Origin of the sequence: Amycolatopsis sp. lyj-112, from assembly GCF_046549055.1 — a bacterium.
Classification (GTDB): Bacteria; Actinomycetota; Actinomycetes; order Mycobacteriales; family Pseudonocardiaceae; genus Amycolatopsis.
Map to the genome: position 1 here is coordinate 89,933 of NZ_JAJPWS010000021.1, position 20,946 is coordinate 110,878.

Annotated in this window: 17 protein-coding genes; 9 read left to right on the top strand and 8 right to left on the bottom strand. The window is 69.0% G+C overall.

The window, feature by feature from the left end:
- From ACLJRL_RS38885 to ACLJRL_RS38895, 3 genes are read left to right on the top strand one after another with little or no spacing between them, the layout of a single operon-like run.
- Positions 1–1,545, top strand: coding sequence for an alpha-N-arabinofuranosidase (locus ACLJRL_RS38885; protein ID WP_410661403.1), 1,545 nt, complete (start codon positions 1–3; stop codon positions 1,543–1,545).
- Positions 1,538–3,301, top strand: a complete 1,764-nt coding sequence (locus ACLJRL_RS38890; protein ID WP_410661404.1) for a glycoside hydrolase family 35 protein — start codon at positions 1,538–1,540, stop codon at positions 3,299–3,301. Before ACLJRL_RS38885 ends, ACLJRL_RS38890 begins: the two co-directional genes overlap by 8 nt.
- 40 nt (positions 3,302–3,341) lie before the next feature.
- The gene (locus ACLJRL_RS38895) at positions 3,342–5,339 is read left to right on the top strand and encodes an RICIN domain-containing protein (RefSeq protein ID WP_410661405.1); all 1,998 of its coding nucleotides are present in this window, start codon (positions 3,342–3,344) and stop codon (positions 5,337–5,339) included.
- A 106-nt stretch (positions 5,340–5,445) separates the two neighbouring features.
- Here the strand turns inward: ACLJRL_RS38895 and ACLJRL_RS38900 are convergent, their stop codons facing one another.
- Complete coding sequence (locus ACLJRL_RS38900; RefSeq protein WP_410661406.1) at positions 5,446–7,185, bottom strand: glycoside hydrolase family 6 protein; 1,740 nt, start codon at positions 7,183–7,185, stop codon at positions 5,446–5,448.
- A 196-nt stretch (positions 7,186–7,381) separates the two neighbouring features.
- Positions 7,382–7,984 (bottom strand): hypothetical protein, encoded by a 603-nt coding sequence (locus ACLJRL_RS38905; protein ID WP_410661407.1) that lies wholly within the window; start codon positions 7,982–7,984, stop codon positions 7,382–7,384.
- Positions 7,985–8,055: 71 nt separating this feature from the next.
- On the opposite strand from ACLJRL_RS38905, the gene ACLJRL_RS38910 reads away from it, so the two are divergent.
- The 3 genes from ACLJRL_RS38910 to ACLJRL_RS38920 are packed head-to-tail and all read left to right on the top strand — an operon-like array spanning position 8,056 to position 11,317.
- On the top strand, positions 8,056–8,733 hold the full coding sequence (locus tag ACLJRL_RS38910; protein ID WP_410661408.1) for a response regulator transcription factor: 678 nt from the start codon (positions 8,056–8,058) through the stop codon (positions 8,731–8,733).
- 1 nt (position 8,734) lies between these two features.
- On the top strand, positions 8,735–10,129 hold the full coding sequence (locus ACLJRL_RS38915) for an ATP-binding protein (RefSeq protein ID WP_410661409.1): 1,395 nt from the start codon (positions 8,735–8,737) through the stop codon (positions 10,127–10,129).
- Positions 10,130–10,186: 57 nt separating this feature from the next.
- Entirely contained in the window at positions 10,187–11,317 is a 1,131-nt protein-coding gene (locus ACLJRL_RS38920) for an acyltransferase family protein (RefSeq protein WP_410661410.1), read from the top strand.
- On the opposite strand, the gene ACLJRL_RS38925 is transcribed toward ACLJRL_RS38920, so the two are convergent.
- Entirely contained in the window at positions 11,314–12,759 is a 1,446-nt protein-coding gene (locus tag ACLJRL_RS38925) for a DHA2 family efflux MFS transporter permease subunit (RefSeq protein WP_410661411.1), read from the bottom strand. The genes ACLJRL_RS38920 and ACLJRL_RS38925 overlap by 4 nt on opposite strands.
- Before the next feature lie 348 nt (positions 12,760–13,107).
- Between ACLJRL_RS38925 and ACLJRL_RS38930 the strand changes: the two genes are divergently transcribed.
- Positions 13,108–13,845, top strand: a complete 738-nt coding sequence (locus ACLJRL_RS38930) for a maleylpyruvate isomerase N-terminal domain-containing protein (RefSeq protein ID WP_410661425.1) — start codon at positions 13,108–13,110, stop codon at positions 13,843–13,845.
- A gap of 395 nt (positions 13,846–14,240) precedes the next feature.
- On the opposite strand, the gene ACLJRL_RS38935 is transcribed toward ACLJRL_RS38930, so the two are convergent.
- The 3 genes from ACLJRL_RS38935 to ACLJRL_RS38945 form a co-directional block, all read right to left on the bottom strand.
- The gene (locus tag ACLJRL_RS38935) at positions 14,241–16,070 is read right to left on the bottom strand and encodes a proprotein convertase P-domain-containing protein (RefSeq protein ID WP_410661412.1); all 1,830 of its coding nucleotides are present in this window, start codon (positions 16,068–16,070) and stop codon (positions 14,241–14,243) included.
- 82 nt (positions 16,071–16,152) lie between these two features.
- Positions 16,153–17,085 (bottom strand): helix-turn-helix domain-containing protein, encoded by a 933-nt coding sequence (locus ACLJRL_RS38940; protein WP_410661413.1) that lies wholly within the window; start codon positions 17,083–17,085, stop codon positions 16,153–16,155.
- A 79-nt stretch (positions 17,086–17,164) separates the two neighbouring features.
- The gene (locus tag ACLJRL_RS38945) at positions 17,165–17,557 is read right to left on the bottom strand and encodes a winged helix-turn-helix transcriptional regulator (RefSeq protein ID WP_410661414.1); all 393 of its coding nucleotides are present in this window, start codon (positions 17,555–17,557) and stop codon (positions 17,165–17,167) included.
- Between the two features lie 100 nt (positions 17,558–17,657).
- On the opposite strand from ACLJRL_RS38945, the gene ACLJRL_RS38950 reads away from it, so the two are divergent.
- Positions 17,658–18,065 carry a RidA family protein gene (locus ACLJRL_RS38950; RefSeq protein WP_410661415.1) on the top strand — a complete coding sequence of 136 codons (408 nt, stop codon included), beginning with the start codon at positions 17,658–17,660 and terminating at the stop codon, positions 18,063–18,065.
- Positions 18,066–18,068: 3 nt separating this feature from the next.
- On the opposite strand, the gene ACLJRL_RS38955 is transcribed toward ACLJRL_RS38950, so the two are convergent.
- Together ACLJRL_RS38955 and ACLJRL_RS38960 are read right to left on the bottom strand one after the other, a co-directional pair.
- A complete protein-coding gene (locus ACLJRL_RS38955; protein WP_410661416.1) occupies positions 18,069–18,548 on the bottom strand; it encodes a cupin domain-containing protein in 480 nt (159 codons plus the stop codon).
- Between the two features lie 131 nt (positions 18,549–18,679).
- Positions 18,680–20,491, bottom strand: a complete 1,812-nt coding sequence (locus ACLJRL_RS38960; protein WP_410661417.1) for a BTAD domain-containing putative transcriptional regulator — start codon at positions 20,489–20,491, stop codon at positions 18,680–18,682.
- A 209-nt stretch (positions 20,492–20,700) separates the two neighbouring features.
- On the opposite strand from ACLJRL_RS38960, the gene ACLJRL_RS38965 reads away from it, so the two are divergent.
- Positions 20,701–20,907, top strand: a complete 207-nt coding sequence (locus ACLJRL_RS38965) for a hypothetical protein (protein ID WP_410661418.1) — start codon at positions 20,701–20,703, stop codon at positions 20,905–20,907.
- Positions 20,908–20,946 lie beyond the last annotated feature (39 nt).

Genomic DNA, 20,946 nt, shown 5'->3' on the forward strand with positions numbered 1-20,946 from the left:
ATGGGCGTTCAGATCGAAGCCGACGTCTCGGAGGTGGTGGGACCGGTCCCGAGACGGCTGTTCGGCTCCTTCGTCGAGCACATGGGCCGGGCCGTGTACACCGGGATCCACGAACCGGGACACTCCACATCGGACGATCGCGGTTTCCGGGGCGACGTCCTCGGCCTGGTCCGTGAACTCGGGCCGACCGTCGTCCGCTATCCCGGCGGGAACTTCGTTTCCGCGCACCGCTGGGAGGACGGCGTCGGCCCGGTGGAGCGGCGTCCCGCGCGGCTTGATCCGGCTTGGCACAGTGTCGAGCCGAACCGCTTCGGCCTGCACGAATTCGCCGCGTGGGCCGAAGCCGCGGGTACCGAGGTGATGTACGCCGTCAACCTCGGTACCCGCGGCATCCAAGAGGCCGCGGACGTCCTCGAGTACTGCAACCACCCCGGTGGCACGGAGCTGAGCGAGCGGCGGCGGAGCAACGGCGCCGACCGCCCGTTCGGGTTCCGGTTGTGGTGCCTGGGCAACGAAATGGACGGTCCGTGGCAGGTCGGCCACAAGACGGCCGACGAGTACGGCCGTCTCGCCGCCGAGACCGCGCGGGTCATGCGGATGATCGACCCCGGTGTCGAACTGATCGTCGCGGGCAGTTCGAACAGCGAGATGCCGACGTTCGGTTACTGGGAACGCGTCGTCCTGGAACACACCGCGGCCTTGGCCGACCACATCTCCCTGCACGCCTACTACCAGGAGCACGACGGCGACGTCGCGAGCTACCTCGCCAGTGCCACCGGGCTGGACGCCTATATCCGCACGACCGCCGGGATCATCGACGAGGTCCTGGCGAAAGCCGGGCTGGACAAGAAGATCGGCATCAGCGTCGACGAGTGGAACGTCTGGGACCAGCGCCGCTGGAACGACGTCGAACAGCACGAACTGATCGCGGGCGGCTGGCGGGAACACCCGCCGATCATCGAGGACGACTACACCGTCACCGATGCCGTCGTCGTCGGCTCGCTGCTCGGCTCCCTGCTGCGCAACGTCGACCGCGTCACCATGGCGAACCAGGCGCAACTGGTGAACGTGATCGCGCCGATCCGGACCGAGCCCGGCGGCCCGGCCTGGCGGCAGACGACGTTCTACCCGTTCAGCCTGGCCGCCGCGCTGGCGAACGGGAACAGCCTGCGCCTCGAAGTCACCGGCGACACCGTCCACACCGGACTGCACGGCCGCGTGGACGTCGTCGACGCCGCCGCGACCCTGGACGAGGACGGCCGCGGCGCGCTCTTCCTCACCAACCGCGCCACCGAGTCGGCGACCGAGGTGCGGGTGCGCGTACGAGGCGCCCGGCTGGCCCCGGACGGGACCTGGACCGTCTCGGTCCCGGACGGGCATACCCGCCACAGCACGAATTCCGCCCACGCAGAGCCAGTTCGGCCCGTCCCGCTGCACGAGGTGACGGCCGAGCACGACCCGGAAGGAACCATCATCACCGCGATCCTGCCACCCCTGTCCTGGACCGCGCTCCGGCTGGCCACGGTGGTGGTCCGGGATGCCTGAGTTCGCTATCGGGGAGAACGACTTCCTGCTCGACGGGAGCCCGTTCCAGATCATTTCGGGGGCCCTGCACTACTTCCGCGTGCATCCGGACCTCTGGGCGGACCGGATCGACAAGGCCCGCCGGATGGGGCTCAACACCATCGAGACCTACGTCGCGTGGAACGCCCACTCGCCGGAGCCCGGCGAGTTCGACGTCTCCGGCGGCCTCGACCTCGACCGGTTCCTCCGGCTGATCGCCGAGGCCGGGATGTACGCCATCGTCCGTCCGGGGCCCTACATCTGTGCGGAATGGGACAACGGCGGCTTGCCGACGTGGCTGCTGCGCGATCCGGAACTGCGTGTCCGTCACTTCGAACCGAAGTATCTCGCCGCCGTCCGCGGCTACCTGGACGACGTGTTCCGCGTGGTCGCGCCGCACCAGATCGACCGGGGCGGGCCGGTGGTGCTCGTCCAGGTGGAGAACGAGTACGGCGCTTTCGGTGCCGACAAGCGGTATCTGGCGGCCTTGACGCACTACACCCGCGCCGCCGGGATCACCGTTCCGCTGACCACAGTGGACCAGCCGACGCACGAGATGCTGGCGAACGGCGGCCTCGACGGGGTGCTCCACCGGACCGCGTCGTTCGGTTCGCAGAGCACGGCGCGACTGAAGACCCTGCGCGAACACCAGCCGACGGGACCGCTGATGTGCAGCGAGTTCTGGAACGGCTGGTTCGACCACTGGGGCGCGCACCACCACACCACACCGGTCGCCGAATCGGCGGCCGATCTCGACGCGCTGCTCGCTGCCGGTGCCTCGGTCAACCTCTACATGTTCCACGGTGGCACCAACTTCGGCCTCACCAACGGCGCCAACGACAAGGGTGTCTACCAGCCGCTGGTCACGTCCTACGACTACGACGCCCCGCTCGACGAGGCCGGCGACCCGACGCCGAAGTACCACGCCTTCCGCGACGTGATCGCCCGCTACCACAAGGTTCCCGACAGCGTTCCACCTCCGGCCCGGCCCGCTCCGACGCCGGTCGCGTCGCTGCGCGATCCCGCTTGGTTGCTTGAATCGCCGCGAAGGTGGGGGACCGCGCAGGTCCACGAAAGCCTGCCCACCTTCGACGAACTGACCCCGACACCGCGTCTCGCCTTCTTGAGGACGACGATCGACGCCGAACAGCCTGGTGTGCTGACGTTCTGCGAGGTCCGCGACCGCGCGACGGTGTTCTTCGACGGCGACCGCCTCGGCACTCTTCTGCGCGAGCACCAGGACCGGGCGGTGCGGTTGCCCCGCGCCCAGGGGGAACTCCTGGTGCTGGTGGAAGACCAGGGGAGGGTCAACTACGGGGAGCGGATCGGTGAGCCCAAGGGGATCATCGGCGGCGCGCGGCTGCACGGCGAACCGCTGAAGGACTGGGAGGTCATCCCTCTCGATCTCGACGCGCTGCCCGACCTCCTGCCGGAAGTTTCCGCCGACGGTGTTCCGCCGGGACCGTTGCCCGGGCCGGTGGTGGTGAGGGGAGGGTTCGAGCTCGACGAACCCGCCGATCTCTTCCTCGACACGGCGCTCTGGGGCAAGGGCATGGTCTGGATCAACGGGTTCCTGCTCGGCCGCTACTGGCGCCGAGGTCCACAAAGGACCCTGTACGTGCCGCGCCCGGTGGTGAGGGCCGGGACCAACGACGTCGTCGTGCTGGAACTCGACACGATGCTCGAACCCGAGGCACGGTTCGTGCCCCGGCCGCTGTTGGGACACACCGAAGCCTGACCGATCGATCACACGGATCCGAACGAAGGGCAGTTCACCGATGAACTCCAGAACCACGTTCCGCCGTCTGTTCACCGTCCTTTGTGTACCATTGGCCGCGGCCGGGCTGGTCGTCGCGACGGCTTCGGCCGCCGAGGCGGTCACCGTCCGGCCCGATCCCACCTACCGCCACCAGACCTTCGACGGCTGGGGTGCGAGCCTGGCGTGGATGGCCGAGGCCACCGGCCGCTACCCCGACCCCATCCGCACGAAGCTCGCCGACATGGTGTTCGGGAAGGACGGGCTGAACTTCACCATCGCGCGGTTCAACATCGGCGGCGGGAACGCGCCCGACGTCCCGTCGTACCTGCGTCCGGGCGGCGCCGTCCCAGGCTGGTGGAAGGCGCCGGCCGGAACGACCCGTACCGACAAGGAGTGGTGGACCCCAGGGGATCCGGCGGAGTTCGATCCCGCCGCCGACCCGAGCCAGCGGTGGTGGGTCGACCGGATCAAGAACCGCGTCACGCGCTGGGAGGCGTTCAGCAACTCGCCGCCGTACTTCCACACGGTTTCGGGTTACGTCTCCGGTGGTTTCAACGCCACCGACGAGCAACTGCGTACGGAGAAGATCGGCGACTTCACCGCCTACCTGGCGACCGCCGCCAAGACGCTGGAACGCGCGCACGGCATCAAGTTCGCTTCGGTGAACCCGGTGAACGAGCCCAACACGAACTACTGGAAGACGACGCTCGGCGCCGACGGGAACCCGACCGGGGGCAGGCAGGAAGGCGCGCACGTCGGACCGCCGGTCCAGTCACTGCTGATCCCCGAGATGGCCAAGGCGCTGGCGGCGACCGGTTCGCGGGCGATCGTCTCCGCTCCGGACGAGACCAACCCGGACATCTTCGCCGCCGACTGGCACGGCTGGTCGCCCGAGGCGCGGGCGGCCGCCGGACGGCTCAACGTGCACACCTACGGCACCGGCAACCGGCCGATCCCGCGCGATCTGGCCAAGGGGGCGGCGAAACCGCTGTGGATGAGCGAGGTCGGCGGGAGCTGGCTGGATCGCCAGGACTTCACCAGCATGGACCCGGGCCTCGGCATGGCCAAGCAGATCACCGGCGACCTGCGCGAGCTGGAGCCGAACGCCTGGATCGGCTGGCAGCCGATCGAGGACTACAACAACATGAAGCCGGGCGGCGAGACCCCGGCGGGGATGAACTGGGGCGAGATCCAGGTCCCGTTCGACTGCCCCGCGAACGCCACCCTGGCGAACTGTCCGATCAGGACGAACACGAAGTACCACACGATGCGGAACTTCACCCACTACATCAAGCCGGGTGACCGCATGATCGGCGTGAACGACTCGTCCAGCACTGCGGCCATGCGCGGGGAGAACCTGGCGACGGTGGTCCACGTCAACTCGGGGACCGCCGACCGGGACGTCACCCTGGATTTGGCCGGCTTCGGCAAGATCCGGCCGGGTGCGACCGTGACGCCGGTCGTGACCGACGTCGGCGGTGCGCTCAAGACCGGCAAGGCGGTGAAGGTTTCGAACCAGCGAGCCACGCTCCGGGTACCGGCCCGGTCGGTGACCAGCTTCGTGGTCGAGGGCGTCGGCTCGGTCGCCGCGGGTACGGGACTCGGTTCCGGTAAGGCGTTCTCGTTCTCCGGAGTCCAAAGTGGAAAGTCGCTGAGCGCGGAAAACGGTTCGCTGGTGCAGCGGACGACGGACGCGTCGGCTGCTTCTCAGCGCTGGACGCTCGCGGATCGCACCGGGCGGTATGGGAACCGGGACCAGTTCACGGTCACCCATGCCGGGACCGGTCAGGTGCTGAGCGCGGCCGGTGGCGCGGTGACGCTCGCTCCGGCGGGTACGGACAACGCGGCGTCGCGGTGGATGCTGTCGAGTACCGGTGACGGGACTTGGGCGTTCGTGAACGCCGGGACCGGGCAGTTGCTCGACGTCATCGGCGAGTCCCGTGAGGACGGTGCGCCGATCGGGACGTATCGGCCCACCAACGGGGCGAACCAGCGGTGGCAGGCCGTCGGGCGTTAGCGGCCCCGGGTGTGTCATGAAAGGGTCTTTCAGGACAGACAGCGCTGATTCAAAGCGTGTCCTGAAAGACCCTTTCATGACATGCGGAGCGGTCGGGCGAAGGAACTCAGAGCGCCGGGTAGGCGTTCTTCAGCAACTCCTGGAACTGGGCCGAGAACCAGTGCCCGGAAAGCGGCGCGTCGGCGAGCGCCCCGGACAGGTTGTTCTGGTTACGCGGGTTACCGGTGTAGGTCGGGTCGCACATCCGGTCGAAACCCTTGCCCTCGGTGTTCGGGATCTCCTTGCTGGCACCGTCGGATTCGCCCGGCGGCTTGATCCAGACGTAGGCGTCGATACCCGCTTCCGGCGCCGCCTTGGGGCGTTCGCCGATGCCCGCGCCCGCCTGGTTGCACCAGTTGCCGAGGTGGATGCGGCGGTCGGTCTTGCCGCCGTTCACGTAGGCGTCGACGGTCGTGGACGGGCCCGGGCCGGCCGGCCGGGCGGTCCCGCCCCAGCCGTTGCGGGAGGTGTCGATGAGCATGCCGACGTCCGACGGGAATCCGGCGCGGATCGCTTCCTGCCGGAACGCCTGGGCGTAGGACAGTTCGTCGACGTAGCGGTTCCAGTCGATCCACTTCGACGTCCGCACCGAAGTGCCGCCCACCGAGTCGTTCACGGTGAAGTACGGCTCCTTGAGCGCGCCGTAGTTCGCGGTGTTCGCGATGAAACCGTGCACGTTGGACACTGTGCTGCCGGACGTCTTCGCGGCCTGGGCGAAGAGCGCGGCGGAGGGAGCGAGGTTGTCGTCCCAGCCGAGCCAGCCGTGGTGTCCGGCGTCGATGTAGTTGTAGACGTTCGAGAGCGCGCCGAACTTCGCCAGCGCGTAGCCGACACCGCTGACGTAGTTGCCGTTGGCCTTCATGACGTCGCACTGGGGGGTGGCCGTCGCGCGGGGCGTGACGTTGGTGACCAGGTTCGGCAGCGAGTCGATCTCGATCACCGTCACCACGCGCAGCGTCGAGTACTTCGGGTCGGCGAGGATCGCGGCGATCGGGTCGATGTACTCGGTCTTGTACCGCGGCAGTTCGTCCGCCTTCAGTTCGCCGTTGGAGGCGAGTGCGGCGCAGTCACGGCCGGGCAGGTTGTAGATGACCAGCTGGATGACCGTCGGTTTGCCGGCGGCCTGCTGGAGGGCTGTGTCGAGGTGTCCGCGCAGCCCGCGGCTGGTGCTCGTCCCGGCGATCGCGGCGATCCGGTCGAGCCAGACCCCGGTCGGCTGGTTCGCGATCCGGCTGCCGCCCGGTTCGGCGGCGGCCTTCGCCGACCATTCGGGATTCACGTAGACCCCGGCACCCGCGTAGGGGTTGTCCGCCTTGGGGCCGCCCGGTCCGGGGGTGGTCGTCGTGGTGGTGGGAGAGCTCGTCGTCGTCGTCGTGGTGGGGGTGGTGGACCCCGTGCAGGTGGTGCCGTTCAAGGTGAACACCGTCGGCTTGGCGTTGGTGCCCGAGTAGCTGCCGTTGAAGCCGGGGGAGACCGTCCCGCCGGTGCTCAGCGAACCGTTCCAGCTCGTATTGCTTACCGTCACCCGCCCGCCCTGCTGGCCGAAGGTCCCGTTCCAGCCCTGCTGCACCTGCTGGTTCCCGGGGAAGTCCCATCCCAGCGTCCAGCCGCCGCTGATCGGGTCGCCGAGGTTGGTGACGGTCACGGTGGCGCCGAAACCGGTGTCCCATTGATTGGTGATGGTGTAGTCGACCTTGCAGCCTGGCGCCGCTTCGGCGCTCGAGCCCAGCACGACCGGCACGGCCATCATCGTGAGTACCGCGCTGACGGCCAAGGGCACCGATACGACTTTTCTGCGGAATCTCATACGTCGCCTCCTTGCGACCGGAATCCGATGTCTGGGAGCGCTCCCATGGGGACCGTAAACGGACGAGTCGGTCATGACAAGGGCAGTGGCATCAGCATGTGGGATCGCTCCCAGAAAGCGACCAAAGAACTGGGCCGCCCGGGGGAAGACTCCGCCTGACGGCGGCGGTGCCTTCCCCCGGACGGCCGCGCGGTGATCAGCCCTTGAGCGTCCTCATGGTGTCTTCGACGCTCTTCCTGACCTTGGCCTTCATGTCCTCCTCCGCGGCCGGCCACCCCTCGGTCTCCTCGGCGAAGCCGCTTCCACTGACTGTGAGGACCAGCGACCCGTGCCGGACGCCGTACTTGTAGAGCCAGAAGGTGTCCACGGCCCACGGCTTCCTGTCGTCGTGCTGCCGGTACAGGTGCGCAGCGGTGCCGAGGCCTTCGACGTCGGACACGGTGATGTCGGTGCCGGGGCCCGACCGCTCGCCGTCATGCTTCCGGAAGTCGTCGTACATGGTCTTGGCGGCGGCCTCCCCTGACGGGTGGAGCGCGATGAACGTCGCCAGCTTGGCGTAGCCGCCGGAACCGTCGAACTCCATCTCGCAGTTCCCGCCGTCGAGCCCTGTGATGAGCTTGCTCGGGGTCTTCTTCGGGATACCGCGGGTGAGTGCTTCGAAGTCCGCCGCGTTCACCGCTTCGCAGACGTCTCCTTGGAGACGGTAGATCGGCGGGGGCTCGGGTTCGGAGGAGCAGCCGGCGATGGTGGTGAAGACGAGCGCCACGAGAAGCGCTCCGCGGAGGCGGTTGGCGGGCATGACCGGATGGTGGCAGTGGGTTCACCCGGCCAAGAGGGCATTTGTGCCGGGGGGTATGGGATCGTGAGCCGATGAGGATCTTGCTCGTCGAGGACGAGCGGCGGCTGGCCGAATCGCTGCGGGCCGGGCTGAGTGCCGAGGGCTATGCCGTGGACGTCGCGCACAACGGCCGCGACGCGCTCTGGTACGCCGCCGAGCATCCGTACTCCGCGATGATCCTCGACATCATGCTGCCGGGACTCAACGGCTACCGCGTCTGCCGCAAGCTGCGCGAGCGCGGCGACGCCACCCCGATCCTCATGCTGACCGCGAAAGACGGCGAGGACGACGAAATCGAAGCGCTGGACACCGGCGCCGACGATTTCCTGCCGAAGCCCTTCTCCTACGGCGTCCTGCTTTCCCGGCTGCGGGCGCTGATCCGCCGGGGCGGCGCCACCCGGCCGGGCACCCTGCGGCTCGGCGACCTCGAACTCGACCAGGCCGGCCACCGCTGCCGTCGCGGGGAAGCCGAGATTTCGTTGACGACCAAGGAGTTCGCGTTGCTCGCCTATCTGATGCGCAGGCCGGGCGAGGTGGTGACCAAGGCCGAGCTGCTGGAGAACCTCTGGGATTTCGCGGCGTCGGCGACCGCGAACCTGGTGGAGGTCCACATGAGCGCGCTGCGCCGCAAGATCGACGTGCCGTTCGGTGCCGAGACGTTCCGGACCGTCCGCGGCGCCGGGTATCACGTGGTGACCTCCGGTGCCTAGGGTGCTGCGGTCGACCCGCTTCCGGGTCGCGCTGACCTCGTTCGTGACGTCGGCGCTCGCGCTCGGCGTCGTGTCGGCGTGGCTCGTGCTCGATGCCCAGAACCGGCTGGAGGACGGCGCGGCGCAGGTGGCGAGGGAACGCGCGGCCGCGATCGTGCAAGTACTGAACACCGGCGCCGCGCCCGGCGACCTGCGGCTGCTCATCCGGGACTCGATCTACGAAGTGATCGACCAGAAGAGCGGCGGGCGGGTGGCGTCCTGTCCCGGCTTTCGTTCCAGCGGTTCGATCGTCCCGGGCGGCGGTTTCCAGCGCGGAGATCACGTGGCGACCCTCCATCCGGGCGAGATCGATCTCTCGATGGACGAGTCCGTCGGGTGCGCTCGGGTACTCGGTGACGACGCCGACTACGTGGACATCCGGTTGCACGTGATGGCGGATACGAGCGGGGACAGCAAGTACGCGGTCTACGCCGCCGCCAGGGTCGACGACTCCGGGCAGGCGGCGCTCGATTCGGTGCGCATGACGTTGCTGGCGGGTGTCCCGGTGATCGCCCTGCTGATCGGGGTGATCGCCTGGTTCGCGGTGCGCCGGTCACTGCGCCCGGTCGAGGCAATTCGTTCCGAGGTCGCCGAAATCGGCGCGCACGACCTCTCCCGCCGGGTCCCGGCCCCCGACAGCGGTGACGAGATCGCGAGGCTCGCCGGGACGATGAACACCATGCTCGCCCGCCTCGACACCGCGGTGACCCGTCAGAGCCGGTTCACCGCGGACGCGTCGCACGAGCTGCGCACACCGCTGGCCTCGTTGCGGACGCAGCTGGAAGTGCTGCTCGCGCATCCGGACCGGCTCGATTGGCGCGACGCCTGCGAGAACGCGCTGCTCGACATCACCCGGCTGCAGGACCTGGTCGCCGACCTCGTGCTGCTCGGCAAGCTGGACAACGCCGGCCCGGAACGGCCGAGCTCGGTCCGACTGTCCGAAGTGGTCGAATCGTGTCTCTCCGGGCGCCAGGGTGTCCACGCGGAGATCGAAGGTTCCCCGGTGGTGGCCGGAAACCGGGGACGGCTGGAACGCCTGCTCCGCAATCTGGTGGACAACGCGCAACGCCACACCCGCACCGGTGTCGTCGTCTCGGTGTCCACAGTGGACGGATTCTGCGTGCTGACGGTCACCGACGACGGGCCCGGGATCCCCGCCGAGGATCGCGAGCGGGTGTTCGACCGGTTCGTGCGGCTGGACGACGGACGTGCGCGGGACGACGGCGGCGCCGGGCTCGGGCTCGCGATCGTCGCCGACATCGCCCGCGCCCATGGCGGCTCCGTCGAGGTCGCCGAGCACGAGGGCGGCGCGCGCCTCGTCGTCCGCCTGCCGTCGGCGGGGGAGCCGCGAAGCTGAAGACGTCTTCAGCTTCCTTCAGCTTGAGTTCAGCGTCCGGACCCGAACCTATGGGCCATGTCCGTCCTCTCGCGCCGCTCCTGGTGGCAGCCGCTCAGCCACACCGACTACCTGGCGTCGTCCTGGTTCCCCGGCCTCACCGGCGTGCGCGCGCTCGCCGCCGTGGCCGTGGTGTTCTTCCACTACGGGGGGCCCATCGTGGACCGCCTGCAGGGCTGGATCGCCGTCCAGCTGTTCTTCGTGCTGTCCGGGTTCCTGATCACCACGCTGGCGCTGCGCGAAGAGGGCCGCACCGGCCGGATCTCCCTGCGCGATTTCTACCTCCGGCGGGTCTTCCGGATCCTGCCGGTGTACTTCCTGCTGCTCGCGCTCACCACGCTCGCGGTGACGCTCGCCGGCAGTTACGAGAGCAGCAGGCTCGCCGACGCCATGCCGTACTACCTCGTCTTCGGCAACGAACTCGTCGACTTCAACACGCCCTACCCGACGTCATGGTCGCTGGGGGTGGAGGAGAAGTTCTATCTCGTCTGGCCCGCGCTGCTGGTGCTCACGTCGTTCGCGCGGAGCGGGAAGACCGCGTTGCGCCTGCTGTTCGGCGCTTCGGCGGTGCTCGGCGTGGTGCTGTTCGCGCTGCCGCTGGCGCCGTCGCACACCTGGGCGAGCCTCTCGGTGCACTACTGCTCGCTGGTCATCGGCTGCCTGCTCGGGCTGGCCCTGCACCATCGCCGGGGGTTCGCGCTGATCCGGCCGCTGACCAGCCCCGCCGTCGCGACAGTGCTCGGCTGCGGGTTCGTCGTGCTCCAGTTTTCGGTCGGGCCGCTGGCCAAGGCGCTCGGCGGGCACTGGCAGTTCGTGGTCCCGGTCTACGCGGCGGGATCCGCGCTGCTGCTCGTGGCCGTCGTTTCGCCGGGCCCTGTCCGGTGGCTGCTTTCGAGCCGTCCGATGACCTTCGTCGGTGACCGCTCGTACGCGCTCTACCTCGCCCAGACCGCGGCCGCCGGAGTTTCGGGCTGGCTGCTGCCGAGCGGTCTGGCGAAGGCGGCGGTGACCACGGCCGTCGCGCTGATCTTCGCCTGCGCGTTACGCCGGTGGGTCGAGCAGCCCGCCATCGCCTACGGCCGCAAGCTCGTCGATCGGTCGCGGCCCGCCGCGGCCCCGGTGGAGGCCACAGCGGGCGCGGCGACCTAGTGCGCCTTCGCGGCCGCGGAACCGGTGCTCTTGCGGACGAAAAGCGACCCGACGAACGCGGCCAGCCCGACGCAGCCGGCGACCATGAACGTGGCGCGGATCCCCGCCGCGTCGGGGCTGGTCGCCCCGGCGGTCGTCGTGCTGGACGTCGCCACCGCGATGAAGACGGCGGTGCCGAGCGCGCCGGCGACCTGCTGCAGGGTGGAGAGGATCGCGCTGCCGTGCGAGTAGAGGTGATCCGGCAGCGAGCCGAGGGACTCGGTCATCAGCGGCGTCATCATCAGGCCGAGCCCGGCCATCAGCAGGACGTGGATGAGGATGACCGCGAACAGCGGCGACTCCGGGCCGAGCAGGGCGAACAGCCACAGCGAAACGGCCATCGCGGCGGCGCCGGGGATGACCAGTGGCCGGGCGCCGTAGCGGTCGAACAGCGCGCCGACCGGACGGCCGAGCAGGCCGAGGACCAGGCCGCCCGGCAGCACGGCGAGCCCGCTGACGAACGTGCTGGTGTGCAGGACCGTCTGCAGGTACAGCGGCAGCAGGATGGCCGCGGCGCCGATCAGGCACATGAACAGCAGCGCCGTCAGGATCAGCGAGACGACGAAACTGCGGTGGGTGAACGGGCGCAGGTCCAGCAGCGCGCGGTCCTGCCGCTGAAGGCGCAACTGGCGCCAGGTGAACACCACGAGCGAGACGGCCCCGACGACGATCGGCGCCCACGGCGGCACCGGCTGGTGGCCGCCCGCCGATTCACCGGACACCGACAGGCCGTACAGCACGCCGCCGAAGCCGATGGCGGACAGGAAGACCGACAGCACGTCGAGCGGCACCTTGCGGGTGTCGCTGTGCAGCCGCAACTGCAGCATGCCGACCACCAGTGCGGCGATCGAGAGCGGCAACACGATCCAGAACATCCAGCGCCAGCCCAGTGAGGACAGCACGGCGCCGCCGATGGTCGGGCCGATGGCGGGGGCGACCGCGATGACGATGGTGATCGTGCCCATCGTCGCGCCGCGCTTCTCCACCGGGACCAGGCGCATCACCGTCGTCATCAGCAGCGGCAGCATGACCGCGGTACCGCACGCCTGGATGACCCGGCCGATCAGCAGCACGGTGAAGCCCGGGGCGACCGCGCTCACCAGGGTGCCGAGGCTGAACAGCGTCAGCGAGGCGAGGAAGACCTGGCGCGGGGTGAAGCGTTCGAGCAGGAAGCCGGTGGTCGGGATGACCACGGCCATCGTGAGCAGGAAGCCGCTGGTCAGCCACTGCACGGTGGTGGTCGGGACCTTGAGGTCGACGGTCAGGTCACGCAGCGCGACGCTCAGGATGGTCTCGTTGAGGATCATCACGAACGCGGAAAGGACCAGGACCCCGATCAGGAGCCCGGGGCGTTCCGGGGCCCTTTCCTGGTCGGAAGTGGTTTTGGGCATGGTCTCGGTCATCTGTGTCTGGCTCCTGGCAGGCCGCGCTCGGGGTGGGCCGCCCTCGGCGCCGGCAGTGGTCGCGGCGAAGGCGTGGCTGATCTCCGTTCAGTCTGCCTGGGCCGGTCGGTGCATGTCACGTCGATTTCCGTAGTGAGTACGGTCACTACGCTCTCGGCGGAATCGCGGTCAGCACGGGAGAGGAACGATTTTCCCGCCGTATCAAGGCAAAATCGCACTGGCGGGGACGAGGAGGTCGAGGTGGCCGGAGAGATCGCAGACGACCAGTGGCGTTCGGTGCGACGCGCCTATCGGGTGACGGCCACACGCTTCGCCGACCTGGTGTCCGGAATCGCCGATCCGAACGCGATGGTGACCGCGGACTGGACGGTGGCCGACACCGTCGCGCACGTCGGCCTGATCGCGAAGATGTACACGACGCTGGTGCGCTCCGACACAGGCTCTGTGCTCGCTCCGCGGGAGCAGGTCGGAAAGACCACAGTGGACACCGTGTCCGTGTTGAACGCCTTGGTACTGCGGGACTTCCCCGAACGCGATATCGGAGTCCTGGTGAAGGGGTTGCTCACCGACATCGACGATGTGCTGCGAGTGACCGAGGAAGCCGACCCGGCCACGCCGTTGCCCTGGCTCGGAGGAGCGAAGGTGCCGCTCGCCGGCGTGCTCGCGCACCTGGTCAACGAATTCCAGATCCACGGCTGGGACATCGCCCGCGCGCTGAAACTGCCGTGGGCGATGCCGCCGGGAGACGCGGCGCTGTTCTTCGACCTCTTCCTGGTGGGCATGCTGCGCAACGACGTCGGCCACCTGCTCGACACCGACGAACCGCCGCGCGACCGGCGCATCGCCGTGGCTTTCCGGTCGCCGTACACCGCTCCGGTCGTGCTGGTGCTGCACCGCGGGCGAGTGACGGCCGAGGACCCCGGCGGCCCGGTCGACGTACGGATCTCGTTCGACCCGGCGGCGATGAACCTGATGCTGTTCCACCGCGTCGGGAACCTGCGCTCGGCGGTGACGCGCAAGATCGTCGTCAGCGGGCCGCGACCTTGGCTGCTGCCCGCTTTCCTCCGCGTCGTCCGGTTGCCGTAGTCGTGCAGGCGGGGTCGGTGGCGTGACCCCCGCGTTTAGTCCTCTACTTGCGGGCGAGGAAAGCCTCTGCTGGCCGGTGCGCAGGTGGCGGTTTCGCGTGATTGGAGAGACGACACGCGTGTCCAGACGGACGGCGAGCGTGTTCAGACGGACGACACGGGCTGGAAGCCCGGCCGCGGGCGTGTCGTCCATCCAGTCACAGGTGTCGTCCGCTCAAGCACACGTGTCGTCCGTCCAGTCACGTCCGGGGAGACTGCGGCATCGCATGGCGGGGTCGGTGGAGTGATGAGCGATGTCGTGAGGGCCACCCTCAGGGACTCTGAGTCCCTGAGGGTGGCCCTCACGACCTTCTGGACCGGCACCCTCCCGCGCCGGCCCGCAGACGCTCTCCCTGCTTAGAGCGTCAGCGACCAGGTGTCGAGAACGCCCGTGTCGCCGGGCCCGTAGTCGGTCACCCGCAGCTGCCACTTGCCGCCGGCCGGGGAGGACGCCGCGCCCGGCGCGCTGAACGTCCGCGCTCCGTTCCAGGCCGTGCAGGCCGAACCGCCGCTGTACTTGAGCGGATAGGCCTTCCCCTTCGGATCGAGCAGGGTCACGCCGAGGTCTTCGGCGCAGGTGTGCCGGATGGTCACCGAAACGCCGAGCGACGTCGCGGCCGGGCCGGTCAGGGTCGAGGTGACCGGGCTGAACAGCTGCTGGTAGTCGCGGATCGGGAAGTCGGTGCCGTTGCTCAGCGTCCGGCTGCCGCCGCTGCCCGGCTGCGTCTTGACGGACACGACACCGCTCGACGGCGAAACGTTGCCCGCCGCGTCACGCGCCTTCACCGTGAACGCGTAAGAGGTGTCCGGGTTGAGACCGGTGACGGTGGTGCTGGTCCCGGTCGCGGACGACGCCAGCGACGAGCCGTTGTAGACGTCGTAGCCGGCGACGCCGACGTTGTCCGTGGCCGCGTCCCAGGCGAGCGAGACGCTGTTCGACGTCGCGCCGGTGGACCGCGGGTTGCCCGGCGCGCTCGGCGCGGTGGTGTCCCCGCCGCCATCGCCGATCACCAGCGTGAGGTTCCACTTGTTCAGCGCTTCGATCACCGGCTGGAAGATCGACATGTCCCCGTCGCTCGGGTTCTCGACGCACTGGGACGGTCCGCCGTCGTGCAGGCCGACGGCCTTGGTCCCGAGCAGCCAGCCGCCGCCCGAGTCGCCGCCGAGGGAGCACGCCGTCGTCCAGGTCAGGTCCTCGATGATCAGCCCGCCGCCGTAGTCGACGGACTTGTGCGTGTACTTCACCTCGCCGCACTTCCACTTCGAGGTGTTGCCCGAGTGACAGACCCGGTCGCCGACCATGGCCTCGGCCGAGCCGGTGATGGTGATGGCGGGCTCGCCCCAGGTGTTGACCGCGGCCGAGAGTTCCCAGCCGGGCTGCGTCACCGCGACGACGCCCATGTCGCCTTCGCGGGCGTTGACGCTGCGCGTCCCGCCGACGTTCGACGTGCCGACCCGGTTCTGCTGGCCGGAAGCGCCGTACGCGGCCTGGTCGCGGTCGTTGGTGCAGTGCCCGGCGGTGAGGAAGTGCTTGCCACCGGACGAATCGGTCGCGCCGAACCCGACCGAACAGTTGCTCTCACTGCCCGGCCACCACGGGCTGCCGGTCTGGATCGTGCCCGCCTGCTGGCGTGGCGACGAGCCGGTCTCGGTGATCCGCACGCCGAGATTCCGTGCCTGGGAAAGGAAACTCTCGGTCGCGGCGGTCGTGCGGGAGCGATCGACCGAAACGCCGACCTCGTTGTTCCGCACGTCGATGCCCCAGCCGAACACACCGGGGACACCTTCGCCGACGAGGGCGCGGACGGCGTCGTCGGTCCGGTCGAGGTCGGCCTGGGATCGGGACACGAGCCGCGCTTCGGCGCCGCTCGCCCGAACCGCGTCGGCGTCCGCGCCGCTCGTGACGGCCAAGGTCAGCTTGCCCGTCGCAGCGTCGAACCACTGCCCGGCCGAGCGGGCCCGTAAGGCGTCCGGAAGCGACTTGGCCAGCCGGTGGGCCTCGTCCTGGGCGGCGAGCTGGGACTGTGCCTCGGACGCGGTGATGCCGAACGCCGCGGCCACGCCGTCCACTTCGGCCTTCGGATGGACCGGGTCCGGTGGCGGTGCGGCCTGGGCCGCCGGGCTGAGTCCCAACGCGGCCAAGGCCATGAGGCTCAGGTAGGAAAGTAATCTGCTGTGCCGGCGCATGCGCACTCCTTGATTCGGAAGCAGGTGCGCCGACGGTAATTCTTCGGACTCAGGTAATTGTAGGTTCGCGAGTCGTTAACAATTAAGAGTGCCAGTCCCAATCGAAGCCGAACCGACCTGGGCCGAAATTGAGTGCGACCCCGTGAACGGAATCGTTTCCCGGCAATACTTCCGTCCACTCCGCGGGTTGTCCGTCCTGTTCGGAATAGCGGCGGCATTCCGCCGGGAGCACTCCGGGGGAGAATCGGACCTCGAGGACGTATTCCCGGACAGGCAGCCGGAATTTGCGTTCGTAGTTGGTCGCCACCGGGAACGGGCTGCGGTTCTCCAGGGTGTGTTCGGTGATGACCGTTTCGCCTTTCGCGAGTGGCCGGTCGAAGAGCAGTTCCACCACCAGGAGACCGTCTTCGGGGCGGTGCACGCTCCGGCCGGGACGGCATCCCCGCAGCGCGGTCAGCAACGGCAGCGGCCGGTCGTGCTCGTCGATGTGCACGATGACCACCCATCGGTCCGGGCCGTCGGCTTCGGCTCGCAGGACCTGCCTCGACCGGAAAGCGAGTTCTTCGTGGCCGGGGCCGACGGAGACGACGTCGTGCTGGCTGATCCGCGTCAGCCGCTCGTCCCATCGGGTGTCGACCTCGCTGACGGCCGCGTCGATCTGCGTCCGGTCCGGCCAGAACCGGCCGATCTCCGTCAGGCCGTCGGCGCGGGCCGGCCAGCGGCCGCGAGCACGCGGCGGGCCGAGTAATGCCGTCAAGGACCCGGGCGGGACTTCGAGCACCCGCTCGAGATGGTGCAGTCCGAGTACCGAGTCCCGGCGCTCCGGACGGCTGCGCCCGGACTGCCAGTAGCTGAGCGTCGCGGGGGTGACCGAGACACCGCGGGCGCGCAGGTGGTCGCGCAGCCGCTCCAGGCTGAGGCCGCGTACTCGGATGGCTTCGCGCAGCGCGTCAGCGAAGGGCCCGTCGCGCAGCAACCGCTCGAACTCGGGCCGGGGTTTCGCTTGGCCGGTCATCACGACTCCCCACTTCGGTGGGCGTGATCATAGATCCGGACCGGCCGGATTTGAACCGGTTGGAGTCCTGGCCAGGCCGTTAACCGTTAAGAGGTGCGTCGAACCGGTGCCGTGAGTCCTCGATGTGGCCGAGGAACCGGTGGGTCCAGTCGCACATCCCGTCGACCGTCGCTCGCAGGCCTTGGCCCGCTTCGGTGAGGTTGTACTCGACCCGCGGCGGAACGGTGGGGTACACGGTCCGCTCGACCAGGCCGTTGCGTTCCAGCATGCGCAGGTTCTGGGTGAGCATCTTGTGGCTGATGCCCTCGATCCCGTTCCGCAGTTCGGTGAACCGCAGCGTGTGCCCGCCGATCGTCTCGATGATCAGGAGCGCCCACTTGTTGGCCACGTCGGTGAAGATCTCGCGGGCCAGCGAGTCCGCCCGGGCGAGGTCGGCGTCTTCGGCCGAGCCGCTGAACTGCTTGGTCACCATCAGGTTCCCCAGTCACGAAAAAGTGCGTTCTTCCAGGTCGACGCACACTCTCCTACAGTTCCTGGGTAACCACAAGTGACCACGAGCAAGGAGTGACGAAATGGCCATCATCCTGGTGAACCCCGCCGGGTTGCCGGAGATCCCCGCGTACCGGCAGGTGTCGATCGCGACGGGGTCGAAGCTGGTCTTCCTCGCGGGGCAGGTCGCCTGGGACGCCGACGGTGTCACAGTCGGCGAAGGCGACCTCGCCGCGCAGGTCGAACAGTGCTACCTCAACATCGCCACCGCGCTGGCCGGGGCCGGTGCCTCTTTCGACGACGTCGCGAAGCTGACCGTCTACGTCGTCGACTGGACCCCGGACAAGCTGGAACTGTTCCTGGACGGGGTGGCCCGGGCCGCCGCGAAACTGGGCGGCACCCCGGTTCCGCCGGGCACGCTGATCGGTGTCGCGGCGTTGGACGTGCCCGAGCATCTGGTGGAGATCGAGGCCACCGCGGTCATCGACTGACGTTCACTGGCCGCGGGCCGCACGCCAGATCGGGCTGTCGACGTAGTGGTTGTCGTACTGCTTCGAGGATGCGGCGATCTCCTTGGGGTCGGCTTCGCCGCGGGCGACCCGGTCGAGGAGCCGGTAGTAGTCGAAGCGGTCCATGCCCGGGGTGAAGGTCACCAGCACGTCGGCGTCCGAGTCGTCGGCCGGGCCGAAGGCGTGCGGCACGCGCGGCGGGACGGCGAGGAAGTCGCCCTTCTCCAGGGTGTGCAGGTCTTCGTCGACGAGCACCTGAAGTTTCCCTTCGAGGACGAAGAAGAACTCGGTGGCGCGGGTGTGGAAGTGCGCGGGGGTACCGAACACGCCCTGCTTCAGGGTGGCGCGGTTGGTGGTGAAGCCGCCGTCGGTCGTGTTCGAGTCGGCCAGCAGGGTGATGTCGCTGCCCGGGGCGTCGCTGACGACCTCGGCATCGGCGGCGCGGAGGAGGATGGTCTCGGACATGGTGGTGATCTCCTGCTTCTTCGGTGTTCAGCGGGCTCGCTGACAGGTCTACTTTCTCCTGGCCGAGACCCTTGATCAACGCGGAACCCCGCACCGATCGATAACCCTGAGATTATCAATCGGTGCGGGGTTCACCAGGCGAGCGCGGCTCGCTGCGCCGGGACGATCGCCGCGAGTTCGGCCGAGAACAGCCGCATCAGCGGCGGCAGCCGGTACGTGTCCTCCTCGCCCCACTCGGCGAGACCGAGGTCGACCAGCCTGTCCAGCGCGGCCTCGGCCTTCAACGTGCAGACGTCGAGGATGGCCGCCGCCTGCGCGGTGCGGCAGACCTCGAAACCCGGCCTGCCGAGCAGACGGAACGCGGCCGCGGCCAACGGATCCTTGCCCGCCGCGATCGGCTGGAAGGCCGACGAGTACAGCGCCCGCACCGATTCCCCGCCGAAGTCGAGTTCGTTCAGCCGCCTCTCCTCGGGGGCGAGCCGGTGGGCCAGCCAGGACAGCGGCCGCGTCGGCCGGTAGGCCAGCAGGGTGCCCGCGATCCGCAACGCGGCCGGGATCCCGTGGCAGTACCGGACTATCTCGGCCGCGGCACCGGGTTCGGCGTCCACTTTGAACCTTCCGGCCAGCCTGCCGAGCACGTCGAGTCCGTCCTCATCGGACAGCGGCGAGAGGGCCACGTGCTCCGCGCCGTCCAGCATCAACGGCGAGCGGCTGGTGATCAGCACCGCACACGAGCCCATCGCCGGGATGAGCGCACCGAGCGCGGCGGACTCGGCCGCCCCGTCGAGCACCAGGAGAACCGCGCGATGGGCGAGGTGCGAGCGCAGCACCGCGGCCGCTTCGTCCGGCGCCCAGGGAATATCCGAGGCGGGAACGCCCAGATGTCGCAACAACCGGGGAGGAACGCGGGACGCCGGACCGTCGACGCTCAGGTCGACGTACAGCTGCCCGCCCGGAAACCGAGCCCCGACCCGGTGTGCGACCTCCAGGACGAGGGCGCTCTTGCCGATGCCGCACGGACCGTGCACGACGGCGACCTTCGGGCCCCGGTCCTCCCCGACGAGGAAAGCGGTCAGCCGGGTGGCGTCCCGCGCCCGGCCGGCGAACGACCGGCACCGCACCGGAAGCTCTTGCGGCGCGGGCGTTTCCGACGTCTTGACCGGAACCGCCGCGGCGACGGCGGCGGGGGAGACGGCGGTGAGCCCCGGATCCCGGTCCAGGACCGCCCGGTGCAGTTCGGCCAGGTCCGGCGACGGTTCCAGGCCGAGCCGGTCCGCGAGCACACGGCGGCAGTCGGTGTAGACCGCGAGTGCGCCGGCGGGATCTCCGGATCGGTACAGAGCGGTCATCAGATGCGCCCAAGGGCGTTCCCGCAACGGATGTTCGGCGACGAACTCCCGGAGCGGGGCGATCACCTCACGGTGTTCGCCGAGCCGGAGCCGGGCGTCGAGATGGTCTTCGGCGACCGAAAGCCGGAGTTCCTCGACCGGTGCGATCGAACCGGCGAGCGCCTCGTTGTCGGCGATATCTTCCAACACCGCGCCACGGCAACCGGAAAGTGCTTCACCGAGATGACGGACGGCGGCGGCGTGATCACCACGAGCGAGTGCCGCACGGCCGGCCCCGGCCCGTTCGGCGAACACGTGTAGGTCCAATTCTCCTTGGCGCAGCAGGATTTCGTAGCCCGCGGTGCGGCCGATGATGCGGTCACCCGGCAGCACGCTGCGGAGCCGGTTGGCGTAGGTGCGCAGGTTGGCGATGGCCGAAAGCGGCGGGTCGTCTCCCCACAACGTCTGGATCAGCCTGCGGATCGGCACGGTGCGGCCCGGATGCAGCAGCAGGGCGGCCAGGAGATTGCGCTGCTTCAGGGAGCCTAGCGCGATCGTCCCGCCTTCGTTGTGTACCTCGAGTCGCCCCAGAACCCTGAACTCGATCGACGACACTCACACCTCTCCCGAGAGTTGGAGACAGAAACGTGAGACCCCTTAAGGCAGTTCTATCACCTCCGACTTTGCCGGACGTTCATCCCGCGTTCGGGGCACAGGCGATACACGCGTGCGTGTATCGCCGCTATCCGCGTTCGTGTACCGGCCTTTCCTACGTTGGGCGCTGCCGACGCCACCCGGCGCGGAGGAAGCGAGGAGCGCGGAACATGCGCAAGACATTGGAAACCCTCAGCGACAAGCTGCTGAGCGTGTTCGTGGCCAAGGCCGACGTGGGCGCGGGCTGCCCGCCCGACCCGTTCACCAAGCACTGCTACTGCCGTGAGCGCAGCGACTTCCGTCAGAACTGTTCGACGAACGGTGCCTGCAAGGTGTACTGCGGTCCCTGTTACGCCTACCGGATCTGCGGAGGCTGATCGACACCGCGGGGCGGCGGCCGGCGCGCAAGCACCGGC

Excerpts from the sequence above, each read along its gene's own strand:
- ACLJRL_RS38885 (WP_410661403.1), top strand. The coding sequence starts at position 1 with ATGGGCGTTCAGATCGAAGCCGACGTCTCGGAGGTGGTGGGACCGGTC.
- ACLJRL_RS38890 (WP_410661404.1), top strand. The coding sequence starts at position 1,538 with ATGCCTGAGTTCGCTATCGGGGAGAACGACTTCCTGCTCGACGGGAGC.
- ACLJRL_RS38895 (WP_410661405.1), top strand. The coding sequence starts at position 3,342 with ATGAACTCCAGAACCACGTTCCGCCGTCTGTTCACCGTCCTTTGTGTA.
- ACLJRL_RS38900 (WP_410661406.1), bottom strand. The coding sequence starts at position 7,185 with ATGAGATTCCGCAGAAAAGTCGTATCGGTGCCCTTGGCCGTCAGCGCG.
- ACLJRL_RS38905 (WP_410661407.1), bottom strand. The coding sequence starts at position 7,984 with ATGCCCGCCAACCGCCTCCGCGGAGCGCTTCTCGTGGCGCTCGTCTTC.
- ACLJRL_RS38910 (WP_410661408.1), top strand. The coding sequence starts at position 8,056 with ATGAGGATCTTGCTCGTCGAGGACGAGCGGCGGCTGGCCGAATCGCTG.
- ACLJRL_RS38920 (WP_410661410.1), top strand. The coding sequence starts at position 10,187 with ATGTCCGTCCTCTCGCGCCGCTCCTGGTGGCAGCCGCTCAGCCACACC.
- ACLJRL_RS38925 (WP_410661411.1), bottom strand. The coding sequence starts at position 12,759 with ATGACCGAGACCATGCCCAAAACCACTTCCGACCAGGAAAGGGCCCCG.
- ACLJRL_RS38930 (WP_410661425.1), top strand. The coding sequence starts at position 13,108 with ATGGTGACCGCGGACTGGACGGTGGCCGACACCGTCGCGCACGTCGGC.
- ACLJRL_RS38935 (WP_410661412.1), bottom strand. The coding sequence starts at position 16,070 with ATGCGCCGGCACAGCAGATTACTTTCCTACCTGAGCCTCATGGCCTTG.
- ACLJRL_RS38940 (WP_410661413.1), bottom strand. The coding sequence starts at position 17,085 with ATGACCGGCCAAGCGAAACCCCGGCCCGAGTTCGAGCGGTTGCTGCGC.
- ACLJRL_RS38945 (WP_410661414.1), bottom strand. The coding sequence starts at position 17,557 with ATGGTGACCAAGCAGTTCAGCGGCTCGGCCGAAGACGCCGACCTCGCC.
- ACLJRL_RS38950 (WP_410661415.1), top strand. The coding sequence starts at position 17,658 with ATGGCCATCATCCTGGTGAACCCCGCCGGGTTGCCGGAGATCCCCGCG.
- ACLJRL_RS38955 (WP_410661416.1), bottom strand. The coding sequence starts at position 18,548 with ATGTCCGAGACCATCCTCCTCCGCGCCGCCGATGCCGAGGTCGTCAGC.
- ACLJRL_RS38965 (WP_410661418.1), top strand. The coding sequence starts at position 20,701 with ATGCGCAAGACATTGGAAACCCTCAGCGACAAGCTGCTGAGCGTGTTC.